Consider the following 15,724-nt stretch of genomic DNA (forward strand, 5'->3'; position numbering starts at 1 on the left):
CCGCCCTGTGCGCCTTTTCGGGCTCTACTGACTCATTCGTGGGTGGGTTCGGCCGGGTAGTTGTGGTCGAGCGCCCCCGAGGCTGAGCATCGCGAGTGCGATGACGGCCTCGGGGGTGTGGAACCCGAATCCGCGTCGGGTGATGAGGCGGATTTTGGTGTTGACCGATTCGATGCGCCCGTTGGACAGGCCGTGTTCGATGGCGGCGAGGATGGCGGGTTTGTGGGCGCGGATGCTTTTCTGCAACGCGACAAAGGCCGGGATCCGGGACCGTCTCGCCCAGCCGATCCATCGATCGAGTTCGGTGGCGGCGTTCTCGGCCGGGAGTTGGAAGATCAACCGCAAGGTTTCCTTGAGTAGGTAGGCGCGGTGCAGCACCGGGTCGTGCAGTTCGATCCACCGCAGCGTCGCCTGCTGCCCGGTGGTGAGGGTGTCCGGGTTCTTCAGCAACGCCCACCGGCTGCGTTTCACCGTTTGAGCTGGTCCGCCCTTCGGGCGGCGGCGTGGTTTCCAGCCGCCGCCGCGGGAGGCGTTCTCGGTGGCCCGGGCCGGTTCCACGCGGCCCGGCGGACCGCGTCGAGGGCTTCGGTGGCCCAGGCGACCACGTGGAACGGGTCCGCGCAGCGGATCGCATCCGGGCAGTACCGGGCCACCACCGATCCGATCCACCCGGCCGCGTCCGAGGTGACGTGGGTGATTTTCGCGCAGCGTTCGGGCCCGAGCCGGTCGAAGAACCCGGACAGGGTGGCCGCGTCGCGGCCGGGGCGGCCCACACCAGCCGGCCGGAGTCGTGGTCGACGACGACCGTCAGATACTTGTGGCCCTTCTTGTAGGAGATCTCGTCGATCCCGATCCGACGCAGCCCGGCCAGCGGGTCCCGGGCGGGTGCGGTGTCGGCCCACACCCGGTCCACGATCGCCCCGACCGTGCGCCAGGCGGTGCGCGTCACCTCGCAGGTCGCGGCCTTCGAGGTGTGCGTGGCCAGCCACGCCACCGTCTGGTCGAACGCGTGGGTGTGCCCGGCGCGGTGCCGGGCCCAGGGCACAGCGGCCACCGTGACCCCGTGTTCGCGGCAGGACACCCGTGGGGCGTCGGCCTCGATAAAGGTGCGGACCAGGCCGCAGTCCGGGCCGCGCCATCGCCGCCGCCCGGTGCCGCCGTCGTAGCCGGGGCTACGCCGACCGCACAGCCCGCACCGGGACCGGGCCCGGGCCTGCGGCCGGACCGCGACGATCACCGCCACGGCCGTGGCATCGAAATCAACGTGCTCGATCACCGTCTTTTCGACACCCAACACCTGACGCCATATCCTGGCTTCGCGCACGCCGTTCTCCCACACATGTAGCCGACTGACCCTAGACAAGCCAGAACGCTACTGGGACAACGGCGTGCGCCCTTACAATGCCCAGCTACCACCCACGATCACAGCAGTAGAGCCCCTTTTCGGTAGTTCCAGCAACCAGAAAGGCGCACGGGGCCGGAGGCCCTAACAAGCGCTTGGTTGATAGGATGTGACGATGACGCCACCCCCCGCCGACGACACGTCCGGCAAGTCCGGACGCCGGACCGAACTCCTCGACATCGCGGCCACCCTGTTCGCCGAACGCGGCCTGCGGGCCACCACCGTGCGCGACATCGCCGACGCCGCGGGCATCCTGTCGGGCAGCCTGTACCACCACTTCGACTCGAAGGAGTCGATGGTCGACGAGATCCTACGGGGCTTCCTCGACGACCTGTTCGGCAAGTACCGCGAGATCGTCGCGTCCGGACTCGACAGTCGCGCCACCCTCGAAGCGCTGGTTACCACGTCCTACGAGGCGATCGACGCGTCGCATTCCGCGGTCGCGATCTACCAGGACGAGGTGAAGCACCTCGTCGCCAACGAGCGCTTCGCGTACCTGTCCGAACTGAACACCGAATTCCGCGAGCTGTGGATGGGTGTGCTCGAGGCGGGTGTGAAGGACGGCAGCTTCCGGTCCGACATCGACGTCGAGCTCGCCTTCCGATTCCTCCGCGACACCGCCTGGGTCGCCGTCCGCTGGTACCGGCCCGGCGGCTCGGTCACGGTCGACACCGTCGCCAAGCAATACCTCTCGATCGTCCTCGACGGACTTGCGAGTCCCCGTAACTGACTAGGAGTTTCACATGACCGAGGCCTACATCGTCGATGCCGCTCGCACACCGATCGGCAAGAAGAACGGTGGCCTGTCCGGCGTGCACCCGGCCGACCTGGGTGCGCACGTCATCAAGGCCCTCGTCGAGCGCACGGGCATCGACCCGGCCGGTGTCGACGACGTCGTCTTCGGTTGCGTCGACGCGATCGGCGGGCAGGCCGGCAACATCGCCCGCACCGCGTGGCTGGCCGCCGGCTACCCGGAAGAAGTCCCAGGGGTCACCGTCGACCGGCAGTGCGGGTCCAGTCAGCAGGCCGTGCACTTCGGTGCGCAGGCGATCCTGAGCGGCACCGCCGACCTGATCGTCGCCGGCGGTGTGCAGAACATGAGCCAGATCCCGATCGCCTCGGCGATGGTGGTCGGTCAGCAGTACGGATTCGACACCCCCTTCGGCGGATCGACGGGCTGGACGGAACGCTACGGCGACCAGGAAGTGTCGCAGTTCAACGGCGCCGAACTGATCGCGGACAAGTGGGACATCAGCCGCGAGGAACTCGAGCGCTGGGCGCTGCAGAGCCACCAGCGGGCGCGGACGGCCATCGCCGAGGGTCGCTTCGACCGCGAGATCGTCCCGTTCGGTGACGTGACGACGGACGAGGGGCCCCGCGAGACCAGCCTCGAGAAGATGGCCGCCCTGAAGACCCTCACCGACGGGGGACGTCTCACGGCCGCGGTCGCGAGCCAGATCTCCGACGGCGCGAGCGCGGTGCTGCTGGCCTCACCGGAAGCGGTCGAGAGGTACGGCCTGACCCCCCGGGCCCGCATCCACCACCTGAGCGCCCGCGGCGCCGACCCGATCTTCATGCTCAGCGCGCCGATCCCGGCCACGCGCTACGCGCTGGAGAAGACGGGTCTGAGCATCGACGACATCGACCTGGTCGAGATCAACGAGGCATTCGCACCGGTCGTCCTCGCGTGGATCAAGGAGATCGGCGCCGATCCGGCGAAGGTCAATGTCAACGGCGGCGCGATCGCCCTCGGCCACCCGCTCGGCGCGACCGGCACGAAGCTGATGGCCACACTCCTCAACGAACTCGAGCGCACCGGCGGCCGCTACGGTCTGCAGACCATCTGCGAGGGCGGCGGCACAGCCAACGCCACCATCATCGAACGCCTGTGAGTACTTGTTAACCGCCGGCGGTTAACAAGTACTCACAGGTCAGGTGCGGGCATGACCGGCGATGTCCTCCGTGAACGCCCGCATCATCTCGGCGGTGAGGGTGGGACGCACCGTGCCGATCACGTCCAGATAGTCCTGGGTGCCGGCATGGCAGCGTCCACCCGAATCGACGCTGCACTCGAAGGTCGCCTGCGCCACGGTCCGTGCCGCGTGCGCGACATCGGCGGGCGTGTAGCCCTCGGTCGCGGCGACGAGGGCGGACACGTCGACCTGCTCGTTGCCGAGGTACCGCTCCCACAGGGCGTGTCTGGCCTCCGCGTCCGGCGCGCCGATCGGCAGCACGTAGTCGAAACGTCCGTGTCGAAGGAACGCATCATCCAGTGCTCGAACGGAATTGGTGGCGCACACCAGTAGCCGCCCGCCGCGTTCGCGGAAGTTGACGATCGACTTCAGCAGTTCGTTCACCACCCCGACGGACTGCGACCCGGGCCGGCGCCGCGCCGCCACCTCCTCCACCTCGTCGATGAAGACGACGACGTGCTCGAGTTCGCCCATCGACGTGAACGCCTCCCCGAGGCCGGCGGCGAGACCGCTCTCGGCGGCCGCGAGCCGCGACGGGAACAGTTCGACGAACGGCCAGCCGAGCCGGCTGGCGATGGCACGCGCGAACGTCGTCTTCCCGGTTCCCGGCGGCCCGAACAGCACCACCGCGCGGGGTGCTGCCACCCCGTGGTCGGCGGCCAGCGCCGGCCGTGACAGTGGGAGCACGATCTTGCGTTCGATCAGCGATTTCTCCCGGGTCATGCCGGCGACCTGTCTCCACAGTCCGGCGGGCGGTACCGCACCGCCGAGCGTCGCCAGAAGCCCGGCCGTGCGGGGCGACACCGTTCCGAGCTTCTCGTAGTACGTGACTCCGGTGCGGGCCGTGAATCCGGAATTGGTCAGCGCCGTCGCACCGGTCTCCCCTTCGGGGAGGAGGGCGGTCACCCGTCGCACTCCTCTGGCGAGGAGCCGGTGCTCGAGCTGCGACAACAGGGCGCTGCCGAGCCCCTGCCCACGCCATTCGGGATCGAGGGAGATCCGCATGACCCAGGCGCGGTCCTCGTCGACGCGAGCGGCCGCCGTCCCGATGATGTGCCCGTCCCTCGTCGCGACGACCGCGGGGTGACGATTCAGCAGACTCCCGACCACGTCCGAGAGCGCGAACAGGGGCAGTTGGTCCGTGGTGGTGGAACTGCTGTCCATGCGCACGACAGCCTCGAGATCTTCCGGTTCGAAGTCTCGGATGGTCCAGGCGTCCATGCGCCCTCCCTGTAGTGGATGGCGGATTCCTCAGACTACGTCTGCCGTGAGTACTTATTAACCGCCCGCGGTTAATAAGTACTCACGGGCGGGAAGCGCTACGCTCGAATCCACAGGTGACGAGTCCTGAACGGGGCCGTGATGCACGAGTTGGCAATCACCCAGAGCGTCGTCGACGCCGTCTGCGAGACCGCCGCGGGACGGACGGTCCACAGTGTGCGCGTACAGGTGGGGGCGTTGACGGCCGTGGTCGCCGATTCGATGCAGTTCTGTTTCGAACTGGTCACCGAAGGGACCGTCGCGCACGGTGCCCGTCTCGACATCGACCACACCCCGGGCGGCGCGCACTGCCGTGAGTGCGGCGAGGATTTCGCGCTCACGGACCTGGTGTTGCTGTGCCCGTGCGGAAGTGCGGACGTGGAGGTCACGTCGGGTCGGGAACTACGAATCCTCTCGATGGAAGTGAGCTGACGCAAATGTGTGCCACCTGTGGATGCGGAGACGAGACCGGAACCAGGATCACGGTGCCCCACGAGCACCCGCACGACCACGATCATTCGCACGACCACCATCATTCGCACGACCACGAGCACCCGCACGACCACGACCACCCCCACGACCACGACCACGACCACCCCCACACTCACGAACACCCCCACGAGCACGCGACCGAGACGGTGACCCTCGAGCAGAAGGTGCTGGCGAAGAACGACCTCACGGCGGAGCGCAACCGGGGCTGGCTGGCCGGACGTGGGGTGCTCGCGCTGAACGTGATGAGTTCGCCGGGGTCGGGGAAGACGACGCTGCTCGAACGCACCATCGCCGACATCGGTGGGCGGCGGCGCGTCTCGGTGGTGGAGGGTGATCAGGAGACGATGCTCGATGCCAACCGCATCAAGGCGACGGGATGTGCTGTGGTGCAGGTGAACACGGGCGCCGGGTGCCATCTCGACGCCGAGATGATGCGGGACGCGCTGACCGCCCTCGACCCCGAGCCGAACTCGCTGCTGTTCATCGAGAACGTGGGGAACCTCGTCTGTCCGGCACTGTTCGATCTCGGTGAGAAGAGCAGGGTGGTGGTGATCTCGGTGACCGAGGGGACGGACAAGCCGCTCAAGTATCCGCACATGTTCGCGGCGGCGAACCTGGTGATCGTGAACAAAGCGGACCTATTGCCGTACGTGGACTTCGACGTCGATCTCTGCACGAAATACGCCCGGTCCGTGAACCCCGACCTGCAGATGATCACGTTGTCGGCGACGACGGGCCAGGGCATTGCGCAGTGGTACGACTGGATTGCGAAGCAATGACGCTCCTACACGACCGGGCGGAGCCGGGCGGTGCGACGCGCCGAGGACCGTTGACATCCGCTCGGCGGCGGAGCTAAATAAATATCAGCGCCACACAGGTGGGCCGACGGTCGACTCCGGTGGCGACAGGAGTTGTGTTCACTCCGGAAAGCGACCTGATATGCCGACACAGGAAGCAATCAACGCCGAGGACACCCTGATTCACGTGCTGTGGATCAATGCGGGACTCAGTTGCGACGGCGATTCGGTGGCCTTGACGGCTGCGACGCAGCCCAGTGTCGAGGAGATTGCTCTGGGAGCCCTGCCGGGCCTGCCCAAAGTGGCCGTTCACTGGCCGCTGATCGACTTCGAGAACGGCCCCGAGGGCGGCGCCGACGACTTCCTGGAGTGGTTCTGGAAGGCGGATCGCGGCGAGCTCGAACCGTTCGTCCTGGTGGTGGAGGGTTCCATCCCGAACGAGCAACTTCACGACGAGGGGTACTGGTGCGGTTTCGGCAACAATCCCGAGACCGGTCAGCCGGTGACGACGAGTGAATGGCTCGATCGTCTCGCTCCGAAGGCGACGGCGATCGTCGCGGCCGGGACGTGCGCCACGTACGGCGGTATCCACGCGATGGCGGGTAATCCGACCGGTGCGATGGGCGTTCCCGACTATCTCGGCTGGGATTGGAAGTCGAAGGCGGGCATCCCCATCGTCTGCGTTCCCGGCTGCCCGATCCAACCGGACAATCTGTCGGAGACGCTGACGTATCTCCTCTACATGGCCACCGAGCAGGCGCCCATGATCCCGCTCGACGACGCCTTGCGTCCGCAATGGCTGTTCGGTGCCACGGTGCACGAGGGCTGCGACCGCGCCGGCTACTACGAGCAGGGCGATTTCGCCACCGAGTACGGCTCGCCCAAATGCATCGTGAAGCTGGGGTGCTGGGGTCCCGTCGTCAAGTGCAACGTCCCGAAGCGGGGCTGGATCAACGGTGTCGGTGGGTGCCCGAATGTGGGCGGTATCTGTATCGGGTGCACGATGCCGGGCTTCCCGGACAAGTTCATGCCGTTCATGGACGAACCCCCGGGCGGCAGGATCTCCACCGCGGCGTCCGGACTGTACGGGTCCGCCGTTCGGAGTCTCCGCAAGATCACCAAGACCACCTTGGACAAAGAGCCGCACTGGCGCAGTCGCGGTACGAAACTGACCACGGGCGCCACACGCACCTGGTAGTCCCGCTCGGGGTCTCGGGCGGGTAGTCCGCCGGCCTCGAACACTGAGAGGTACGTCGATGACAACGATCATTCCGGAACCTTCGCACAAGTCGGAATCCGACGGCCTGGTCGAGATGGCGTGGGATCCGATCACGCGCATCGTGGGCAGCCTGGGCATCTACACGAAGATCGACTTCAAGCAGAAGGAAGTCGTGGAGTGCCACAGCACCTCGTCGATCTTCCGCGGCTATTCGATCTTCATGAAGGGTAAGGACCCGCGCGACGCCCACTTCATCACGAGCCGCATCTGCGGTATCTGTGGTGACAATCATGCGACGTGTTCGTGTTATACCCAGAACATGGCCTACGGCGTGCAGCCGCCGCACATCGGCGAGTGGATCGTCAACCTCGGCGAGGCCGCGGAATACATGTTCGACCACAACATCTTTCAGGAGAACCTCGTCGGTGTGGACTTCTGCGAGAAGATGGTCTCCGAGACCAATCCGGGGGTGCTCGCGCAGGCCGAGAAGACCGAGGCGCCGCACGCCGGTGAGCACGGCTACAAGACCATCGCCGACATCATGCGTTCGCTCAACCCGTTCACCGGTGAGTTCTATCGGGAGGCGTTGCAGGTCAGCCGGTGGACGCGAGAGATGTTCTGCCTCATGGAAGGTCGGCACGTCCATCCGTCCACCCTGTATCCGGGTGGCGTGGGCACCGTCGCGACGATCCAGTTGATGACCGATTACACGACGCGTCTGATGCGCTACGTGGAGTTCATGAAGAAGGTCGTCCCCATGCACGACGACCTGTTCGACTTCTTCTACGAGGCGATGCCCGGCTACGAGAAGGTCGGCCTGCGCCGGACGCTCCTCGGCTGCTGGGGGTCCTTCCAGGATCCCGCGGTGTGCAACTTCTCCTACAAGGACATGGAGAAGTGGGGACGGGCCATGTTCGTGACGCCCGGCATCGTGGTGGACGGAAAACTGGTCACGACGTCCCTCGTCGACATCAATCTGGGTATCCGAATCCTGCTGGGCAGTTCGTATTACGACGACTGGACCGATCAGGAGATGTTCGTGAAGAACGATCCGCTCGGAAACCCGGTCGACCGCAGGCATCCGTGGAACCAGCACACCAACCCGCACCCGCAGAAACGTGACATGGAGGACAAGTACAGCTGGGTGATGTCGCCGCGGTGGTTCGACGGCACCGATCACCTTGCGCTGGACACCGGCGGTGGGCCGCTGGCCCGGCTCTGGAGTACTGCCCTCGCCGGCCTCGTCGACATCGGGTACGTGCAGTCGACCGGTCACAGCGTGAAGATCAACCTGCCGAAGACCGCGCTGAAGGGCCCGGTCGAGTTCGAGTGGAAGATCCCGCAGTACGGCAGCAACACGATCGAGCGTGACCGGGCGCGGACCTACTTCCAGGCGTACGCCGCGGCGTGTGCACTGCACTTCGCGGAGAAGGCGCTCGCCGAGATCCGGGCCGGACACACGAAGACGTGGGAGAAGTTCGAGGTCCCCGACGAGGGAATCGGCTGCGGCTTCACGGAGGCGGTGCGCGGAGTCCTGTCGCACCACATGGTGATTCGCGACGGCAAGATCGCGAACTACCACCCGTATCCGCCGACGCCGTGGAACGCCAACCCCCGCGACAGCTTCGGTACGCCGGGGCCGTACGAGGACGCGGTGCAGGGTCAGCCGATCTTCGAGGAGAACGACCGGGAGCACTTCAAGGGCATCGACATCATGCGGACCGTCCGCAGTTTCGATCCCTGCCTGCCCTGCGGTGTGCACATGTATCTCGGTGAGGGAAAGACGCTGGAGAAGCTGCATTCTCCCACCCAGTCCGTGACCGGCGAGTGACGGGGTACGCATGGAGAGTGGCGGATCGGAGACGTGGGGGAGTGACGAAGTAGGAGACGACCCCGATCGGTGGCGGACAGCCGGCGAGAGGATCGACAGCCTGTTGGACGCGAGTTCGACAGGTGGCTCGGTGGCACGTGATCGCGCCGAGCAACTGGTCCGCGAGGTGGTCGAACTCTACGGCGCCGGGTTGCAGCGCGTCCTCGAGATCATTGGTGCCCGCGACGACGACCTCGTCGAACGACTGGCCGCCGACGAACTCGTCGCGAGCCTGCTGCTGGTGAACGGGCTCCATCCGCACGACGTCGAGACGAGGGTCGCCACCGCACTCGACAGTGTGCGCCCCTATCTGGGATCCCACGGCGGTGACGTCGAACTGCTCGGTGTGGTGAACGGTGTGGTGCGGCTTCGGCTGACCGGCAGTTGTCAGAGCTGCCCGTCCTCGGCGGTGACGTTGGAACTCGCCGTCAAGGACGCCGTGCTGGCGGCGGCACCGGAGACCGTGGACATCGAGGTGGTGGGTGCCACCCCCGCGGCCGGCTCCGGGCTGATTGCCGCGGAATCGCTGTTCTCCCATGTTCATCCGAACGGAACGGACGGGTCGAGTGGCACGGGGACGTGGATCTCGGTGCCCGAACTCGAGGACCTCGCGCCCGGGGAGGTGGCCGGGTTCGCCGTCGCCGGGCTCCCGATTCTCGTGTGCCGGATCGGGGAGCAGCTGTTCGCCTACCGCGACCGCTGCGCCGCCTGCACCAACTCGCTGGCCGGGGCCACCCTGCAACGAAAGGCGGGCGGGCAGGTGGGGGACGCGGTGCTGCGCTGTCCGTCGTGCCGGGCGCACTTCGACCCGCGCCGGGCAGGACTCCGTCTGGACGCTGACGCGGACGCCGAAACGCTGTCGCCGCTTCCGGTCCTCGTGCGTGACGGCGTCGTCTCCGTCGCGGTGCCCGCCGCGGAGGTGGCGTGATGAGCCCTTCGGGGAACGGGCTGCGCATCCTGCAGCGCATCGCGTCCGAGCGACCCAAACCGGTGGTCGGGGAACGGTGCGACATGTGCGCCGTGCCGATCGCCGACGCCCATCAGCACGTCGTGAACGTCCAGGACCGGCAACTGATGTGCGTGTGCCGCGGGTGCTACCTGCTGTTCACCGACGAGAGCGCGGAACTGCGCTTCCGGGCCGTCCCGGAACGCTACCTGTCGTTTCCGAACTTCGAACTCGCACCCGGACGCTGGGACGAACTGGAGATCCCCGTCGGGCTCGCGTTCGTGTTCCGGAACTCACTGCTGGCCAAGACCGTCGCGTTCTATCCCGGTCCGGCGGGCGCCACCGAATCGGAACTGCCCCTCGACGCCTGGGACGGCGTGCTCGCGGCCAACCCGGCGCTCGGCCAACTCGCCGCCGATACCGAAGCGTTGTTGCTGCGGGTTCCCGAGCACGGCGACGGCGATCCCGAGTGCTATCTCGTCCCCATCGACGCCTGCTACCAGTTGGTGGGCGAGTTGCGGCAGGTGTGGCGGGGGTTCGACGGCGGCCAGGACGCGCGCCGGGTCATCGACACGTTCTTCGAGACGGTGCGTGCGCGCAGTCGCGTCGCGAAGGAGCCGACGTGACCGAGTTGTCGTTCCACGTCGAAGACGTGTTCCCGGAACCGTTCGCGGTTGCGCCGAATCTCACTGCGCGCGTGGTGGTGACGGAGTCGAGCGGTGCCGCCGTGCATGCGATGGCCGTCCGGTGCCAGGTCCGCATCGACCCGCAACGCCGCCGCTACACGGACGGCGAGGCGGAGGGTCTCCTCGATCTGTTCGGGCCCCGCGAACGGTGGACGGCCACGCTCAAACCGTTCCAGTGGATGCAGACCGGCACCGTGGCCCAGGGGTTCACCGGGTCGAGTGTGGTGGAGTTGCCGCTGCCGTGCACGTACGACTTCGAGGTGACCGCCTCGAAGTATCTGCACGCCCTGGATCAGGACGGGTCGACGGTGCCGCTGGTGTTCCTGTTCAGCGGAACGGTCTTCACGCGGGGGGTCGCCGGGTTCGGGGTGGAACGGATCCCCTGGGACCGGGAATCGACGTTCGATCTGCCGGTCGCCGTGTGGCGCGAACTCGTCCAGGCGCACTACCCGAACACGGGGTGGGTCCGTCTCGACCACGACACACTGGCGGCACTGGCGAAATACAAGGCAGCACACGGACTGCTCGGACTGGACGTCGCCATCGCAAACCTGCTGCAGGGAGCCGGGGAGGTGATCGCGTGATCTCCCCGGCGTCCCTGCAGCGTGTACGAGCCGTCGCCGACGCGGTGCTCTACGAGGGCTACCTGCTGTATCCGTATCGCGCGAGTTCGTCGAAGAACCAGTCGCGGTGGCAGTTCGGCGTCCTCGGGCCGCCGGGTGCGGCGGAATCGGGAGTCGGCGAGGAACCGCGGCTGTCCTGTCAGACGCTGATGCGCCCACACCCGGGTCAGCGGCCCGGCGTCTGCGTGACCGTCCGTTTCCTGCAACTGCAGGTGCGTGAGGTCGAGAAGGCCGTCGGGTCCGGATTCGAACCGGTCGGTGAACTCACCGTCGCCGGCCGCAGCTGGCTGTCGTGGGACGAGGCGGTGGAACGCGAGATCGACCTGGGTGCGGCGTACCCGGGCGAGGAGCTCGAGGACTGCAGGCTCGATGTGGACGTCGAGGGTGGAGTGGACGTCGAGGAGTTGCGCGAGGACGACGGCACCCTCGCCGGGCGCGTGGTGCGGACCAGATGGCCGCTGCGCGCCGTCGTCCGGGTCGGCAGTGACCGGCACGGCGGATTGGACCTGCTGCGGGTGTCGATCGAAAACGTGAAGATCGACGCGATCGGCACGTGGTCGAAGGATTCGGCCATCAGGCACTCGCTGATCGGTGCGCACCTGATGCTGGCTGCGGAGGACGCCGAGTTCGTGTCCCTGCTCGAGCCGCCCGACGACGCCGCGCAACTCGCGTCGACCTGCAGGCAGGAACGCTGCTACCCCGTGCTGGCCGGGCTGCCGGGGGAGACGGACCTCGTCCTGGTGTCGCCGATCATCCTGTACGACCACCCGGAAGTGGCCGAGCAGAGCGACGGCGCCCTGTTCGACGCCACGGAGATCGACGAGATCCTCACGCTGAGGGTCATGACGCTCACCGAGGAGGAGAAGCGTCAGGCCCGCGCCACCGATCCTCTCGCCGCCCAGATCATCGACCGCTGCGAGCAGATGTCGCCGGCGACGCTCGCCCAGATGCACGGCGTCCTGCGAAACCCGCACTTCCCGGACCCCGACGTCGCCGAGCGCGGCCTCCCCGACATGGGTCTCGTCCCGGAATTGACCGACGACCTGCCGTGGTGGGATCCGGACGCCGACACCGCCGTACGTCCCGACGTCGACGGCGTGGTCGTGAACGGCGTCCGGGTGGCGAAGGGCACCGTCGTGCGGATCCACCCGTCGCGGCGCGCCGACGCCCAGGACCTGTTCTTCGCGGGACAGTTGGCTCGCGTGGTGACCGTGCACGCCGACGTCGACGGTGGCACCCACGTCGGCGTCGTGCTGGTGGACGACCCTGCGTCGGAGTTGCACGAGTGGTACGGGCGGTATCTGTACTTCGCCCCGGACGAGGTGGAGCCGGTCTCGGCAGACACCGGAAAGGATGGACAGCCATGAAGATTCTCGGAGAGATGACCACCGCGGCTCTGGCGTTGGTCGCGGTCGCGGGCGTTGCGGTCGCCGTCATCGCGATTCCCGACATCAGACGATATCTGCGTATCCGGAAAATGTGAGTCGCACGTGACGGTGGGCAGGCGGGTTCTGGTTGCCGGTGTGGGCAACATCTTCTTCGGCGACGACGGATTCGGTCCCGAGGTGCTGCGCGGTGTCGCGACGAGGTCGCTGCCGCCGGGAGTCCGCGCCGTCGATTTCGGCATCCGCGGAACACATCTGGCGTACGAACTGCTAGACGGGTGGGGTGCGCTGCTGCTCGTCGATGCCGTCCCCGATCGAGGTGAGCCGGGGGTGTTGAGGGCATTCGAGGTGGGTCCGGATACCGCCGCGGCGGCGCCGCTCGACGCGCACAGCATGGATCCGGGGGCGGTGTTCGCGAGTCTGCGCGCGCTCGGCGGAACCCTTCCGCGAACCGTGGTCCTCGGCTGCCAGGTGGAGAACACCGCTGAGGGAATCGGGCTCTCACCGCGGGTCCAGGCCGCCGTCGACGCGGCCGTCGACACGGTGTTCGAGATCGTGGATCAACTGCTGGAGTCCGAGTCCGCGGCAACGCTGCAACCGGACAGGACGGAGGGCTGAATCATGTGTCTCGGTATTCCCGGTCAGGTGGTGCGCATGCTGGAGGGCTACGGCAACCAGCTCGCGCTCGTCGACGTCGTCGGTGAGCAACGCAAGGTGAACGTCGGGATGCTCCCCGAGGACGTCCGCCTGGAACCGGGCGACTGGATCGTCATCCACATGGGTTTCGCGATGGAGAAGGTGGACGAGGCGGGCGCGGAGAAGGCGATGGCGGGTCTGGAGATGATGGGGCGCTCGCGGACGGCGGACGAGAGTTAGCCCTGCGTCCCGGCGTGATGGGGGTCCGGCGTCCCGGCGACGAAGTCGCGGGCCCGGTTCCAGCGCGCGTGGTAGCGCTCGTCGAACCGTGCCTCGGAGCGGGCCAGCCGCTTCGGCCGGGTGCGGTAGCGGCGCACCGCCCACCAGGAATCCGGCTTGGCCAGGCGGATCGCGCCGACGATCGCGACCGGCTGGAACACGACCCCGACGATCCCCGTGACGAACTTGCCCTTCAGCAGGCAGATCACCGAGATGCCGAGCGTGACGAACAGGTACCCGATCGACACCCACCATTCGGTGGTGCCGATCCGTCCGGTCACGAGTTCGGCGCCGCCGATCATCAGGCCGGTGATCATCAGCGCGCAGAAGATCGCGTCCACCGACTTCCGGCCGGCGGTGCTCCAGTACACGTCGTCGAGGTGCACCCACAGCGCGAACTCGTCGAACGTGAGCGCGAGGCCGACCCCGAACGCCGCCGCGAAGATGTTCAGCGCCGTGCCCTCCGGGGTGGTGGCGATGAGCGCCACTCCGGCGAGGGTCATGAGGAGGATCCCGAGCACCTGGTGGTGGACGTGCACGCCGCCGACGGTGATGTCGCCGATCAGACCGCCTTCCGGCTCCACCGCCTCGTCCGCGTCCGCTGCTCCCGTTTTCGCGCGGATCCGGCGGGTGATGATCCGGGTGACGACGAACGTGACCAGCACCGCGACGAACAGCCACATCACCGGATACAGCACCACTACGCGGCTGTCGCCTTCGGTGTCCACGATGATCTCGGTGTGAAGGGCCATCTCGACACTCCGTCAGGTGGGGGACATGATCCTCAATCTGGGTATACACCTCGTGCGGTGGTCGGCGGACGAAGACGGGACGTTCGGTGCGACGGCGAATCCGAGTCCGTGCCCGTCCCAGGTCTGGAGGGTGACCACCGAGTCGGCCAGAGTGATGCGGGCGTCCAGGCCGCGTCCGTCTCCGCGGCCGTGGGCCAGCATGCCGGACAGCACGATCGCGCCGCGGGTGGCGGAGTCGAATTCGAGGACGGCGGTGGGTGTTCCGGTGCCGTCGTGCACCTCGGCGACTCGCACGTGGAAGCAGTGGGGCGCAGCGAGATGTTGCCCGACCTGCTGCCGGGCCAGGGCAGGCGTGTCGGCGGTTACCGACAGGGGTGTCCGCCGGTCGGGGAGCGGCTCCGGCTCGTCGAATGACTCCGGCAGACGCATGTCTTCCCAGGTGGGTTCGGGCTGCCCGCACGCCAGCAGGCCCGACCACAGTTCGGTCATCGTCGCCGCGACCATCGTCCGCCCGGTGGGCGAGGCCACGGTCCAGCCGCTGGGGGTGGAGCGGACCCGCGCCGCGGCCGACCCGACGAGCCGGGCCACCGCCTCCCGCTGAGTGTGTGTGCGGATGACCGGGCTCAGCCAGTCGCCCGCCTTCGCTCCCGGGCATCCGCCACACATCAGGGCATCACGTCCCCACTGTTCGGGCCGAGGGTCTGGCCCACGTACAGGTTCCCGCCGGGGTCGGACGCGAGGAGCACGGCGGTGGGTGCCACCTCCCGGGGTAGTCCGAATCGGCCCAGGGGCAGTTCCGCCCGCTTGGCGACCTTCCAGTCCTCGGTGATGCCGTCGACGAGCGGGGTCTCGATCGGCCCCGGCGCGATGGCGTTGACCAGGACGTTGTGCTGCGACACTTCGAGTGCCAGCGATTTGGTGAGCGCGATCGCCCCGGCTTTCGCGGCCGCGTAGTGCGCGAGTCCCACCCCGCCCTTGATCCCGAGTTGCGACGCGATGTTGACGATGCGCCCCTCGCCCGCGGCCACCATCGCCGGAACAGCGGCCCGGCACATCAGGAACATCCCGGTCAGGTCGATGTCGATCGTGCGGCACCACAAGTCGAGTGACATGTCGGCGACCTCGGATTCCTCGAGGATCCCCGCGGAGTTCACGAGCACGTCCACGCGTCCGAGTGCTTCGACGGCGCCGGCGTAGGCCGCGCGCACCGACTCCTCGTCCGCGACGTCGACTCGGACGGCGGCCGTGGCCCCGAGTTCTTTCGCCGTCAGCTGCGCCGCCGCTTCGTCGACATCGGCGATCATCACGTCTGCGCCCTCGGCGAGATACGCCTCGGCGATCGCGCGGCCGATACCGCTGGCTCCGCCCGTGACCAGCGCCCGTCTACCGTCTAGAACTCCCATG

17 protein-coding genes and 1 pseudogene are annotated in these 15,724 nt (G+C 67.5%); 13 read left to right on the forward strand and 5 right to left on the reverse strand.

What is annotated here, in order from left to right; genetic code table 11:
* Positions 1-24: 24 nt before the first annotated feature.
* A pseudogene (locus FND50_RS05120) lies at positions 25-1,324 on the reverse strand (ISL3 family transposase).
* A 193-nt stretch (positions 1,325-1,517) separates the two neighbouring features.
* On the opposite strand from FND50_RS05120, the gene FND50_RS05125 reads away from it, so the two are divergent.
* Positions 1,518-2,132 carry a TetR/AcrR family transcriptional regulator gene (locus FND50_RS05125; protein WP_005569817.1) on the forward strand — a complete coding sequence of 205 codons (615 nt, stop codon included), beginning with the start codon at positions 1,518-1,520 and terminating at the stop codon, positions 2,130-2,132.
* A gap of 13 nt (positions 2,133-2,145) precedes the next feature.
* On the forward strand, positions 2,146-3,294 hold the full coding sequence (locus tag FND50_RS05130) for an acetyl-CoA C-acetyltransferase (RefSeq protein WP_144284970.1): 1,149 nt from the start codon (positions 2,146-2,148) through the stop codon (positions 3,292-3,294).
* A gap of 39 nt (positions 3,295-3,333) precedes the next feature.
* Here the strand turns inward: FND50_RS05130 and FND50_RS05135 are convergent, their stop codons facing one another.
* The gene (locus FND50_RS05135; RefSeq protein ID WP_144284971.1) at positions 3,334-4,596 is read right to left on the reverse strand and encodes an ATP-binding protein; all 1,263 of its coding nucleotides are present in this window, start codon (positions 4,594-4,596) and stop codon (positions 3,334-3,336) included.
* 141 nt (positions 4,597-4,737) lie between these two features.
* On the opposite strand from FND50_RS05135, the gene hypA reads away from it, so the two are divergent.
* The 11 genes from hypA (at position 4,738) to FND50_RS05190 (ending at position 13,529) form a co-directional block, all read left to right on the forward strand.
* Positions 4,738-5,067 carry a hydrogenase maturation nickel metallochaperone HypA gene (gene hypA / locus FND50_RS05140; protein WP_005244680.1) on the forward strand — a complete coding sequence of 110 codons (330 nt, stop codon included), beginning with the start codon at positions 4,738-4,740 and terminating at the stop codon, positions 5,065-5,067.
* Positions 5,068-5,072: 5 nt separating this feature from the next.
* The gene (hypB, locus tag FND50_RS05150; RefSeq protein ID WP_186301239.1) at positions 5,073-5,906 is read left to right on the forward strand and encodes a hydrogenase nickel incorporation protein HypB; all 834 of its coding nucleotides are present in this window, start codon (positions 5,073-5,075) and stop codon (positions 5,904-5,906) included.
* A 160-nt stretch (positions 5,907-6,066) separates the two neighbouring features.
* Positions 6,067-7,122 carry a hydrogenase expression protein HypE gene (locus FND50_RS05155; RefSeq protein ID WP_144284973.1) on the forward strand — a complete coding sequence of 352 codons (1,056 nt, stop codon included), beginning with the start codon at positions 6,067-6,069 and terminating at the stop codon, positions 7,120-7,122.
* 58 nt (positions 7,123-7,180) lie between these two features.
* Complete coding sequence (locus tag FND50_RS05160; RefSeq protein WP_007300863.1) at positions 7,181-8,974, forward strand: nickel-dependent hydrogenase large subunit; 1,794 nt, start codon at positions 7,181-7,183, stop codon at positions 8,972-8,974.
* Positions 8,975-8,984: 10 nt separating this feature from the next.
* On the forward strand, positions 8,985-9,941 hold the full coding sequence (locus FND50_RS05165) for a NifU family protein (RefSeq protein WP_186301240.1): 957 nt from the start codon (positions 8,985-8,987) through the stop codon (positions 9,939-9,941).
* A complete protein-coding gene (locus tag FND50_RS05170; RefSeq protein ID WP_144284975.1) occupies positions 9,941-10,585 on the forward strand; it encodes a DUF5947 family protein in 645 nt (214 codons plus the stop codon). The genes FND50_RS05165 and FND50_RS05170 overlap by 1 nt, the downstream gene beginning before the upstream one ends.
* The gene (locus FND50_RS05175) at positions 10,582-11,229 is read left to right on the forward strand and encodes a DUF6084 family protein (protein ID WP_144284976.1); all 648 of its coding nucleotides are present in this window, start codon (positions 10,582-10,584) and stop codon (positions 11,227-11,229) included. Before FND50_RS05170 ends, FND50_RS05175 begins: the two co-directional genes overlap by 4 nt.
* Positions 11,226-12,635: a hypothetical protein gene (locus FND50_RS05180; protein ID WP_144284977.1), complete on the forward strand. Its 1,410-nt coding sequence runs from the start codon at positions 11,226-11,228 to the stop codon at positions 12,633-12,635. Before FND50_RS05175 ends, FND50_RS05180 begins: the two co-directional genes overlap by 4 nt.
* Positions 12,632-12,751: a DUF6893 family small protein gene (locus FND50_RS37725; RefSeq protein WP_016884051.1), complete on the forward strand. Its 120-nt coding sequence runs from the start codon at positions 12,632-12,634 to the stop codon at positions 12,749-12,751. The genes FND50_RS05180 and FND50_RS37725 overlap by 4 nt, the downstream gene beginning before the upstream one ends.
* Before the next feature lie 7 nt (positions 12,752-12,758).
* The gene (locus FND50_RS05185) at positions 12,759-13,271 is read left to right on the forward strand and encodes a hydrogenase maturation protease (RefSeq protein ID WP_144284978.1); all 513 of its coding nucleotides are present in this window, start codon (positions 12,759-12,761) and stop codon (positions 13,269-13,271) included.
* 3 nt (positions 13,272-13,274) lie between these two features.
* A complete protein-coding gene (locus tag FND50_RS05190) occupies positions 13,275-13,529 on the forward strand; it encodes a HypC/HybG/HupF family hydrogenase formation chaperone (protein ID WP_144284979.1) in 255 nt (84 codons plus the stop codon).
* Here FND50_RS05190 and FND50_RS05195 read toward each other — a convergent pair.
* Genes FND50_RS05195 through FND50_RS05205 form a run of 3 tightly spaced genes read right to left on the reverse strand, consistent with a single transcriptional unit; the run spans position 13,526 to position 15,723 of the window.
* Complete coding sequence (locus FND50_RS05195) at positions 13,526-14,320, reverse strand: hypothetical protein (RefSeq protein ID WP_144284980.1); 795 nt, start codon at positions 14,318-14,320, stop codon at positions 13,526-13,528. The two genes, FND50_RS05190 and FND50_RS05195, sit on opposite strands and share 4 nt — an antisense overlap.
* Before the next feature lie 12 nt (positions 14,321-14,332).
* Entirely contained in the window at positions 14,333-14,986 is a 654-nt protein-coding gene (locus FND50_RS05200) for a hypothetical protein (RefSeq protein WP_260850910.1), read from the reverse strand.
* A complete protein-coding gene (locus tag FND50_RS05205) occupies positions 14,986-15,723 on the reverse strand; it encodes an SDR family NAD(P)-dependent oxidoreductase (RefSeq protein WP_144284981.1) in 738 nt (245 codons plus the stop codon). The genes FND50_RS05200 and FND50_RS05205 overlap by 1 nt, the downstream gene beginning before the upstream one ends.
* Between the last annotated feature and the right edge of the window lies 1 nt (position 15,724).

This window comes from Rhodococcus sp. WB9 (assembly GCF_007558985.1).
In the GTDB taxonomy this organism is placed as follows: domain Bacteria; phylum Actinomycetota; class Actinomycetes; order Mycobacteriales; family Mycobacteriaceae; genus Rhodococcus_F; species Rhodococcus_F opacus.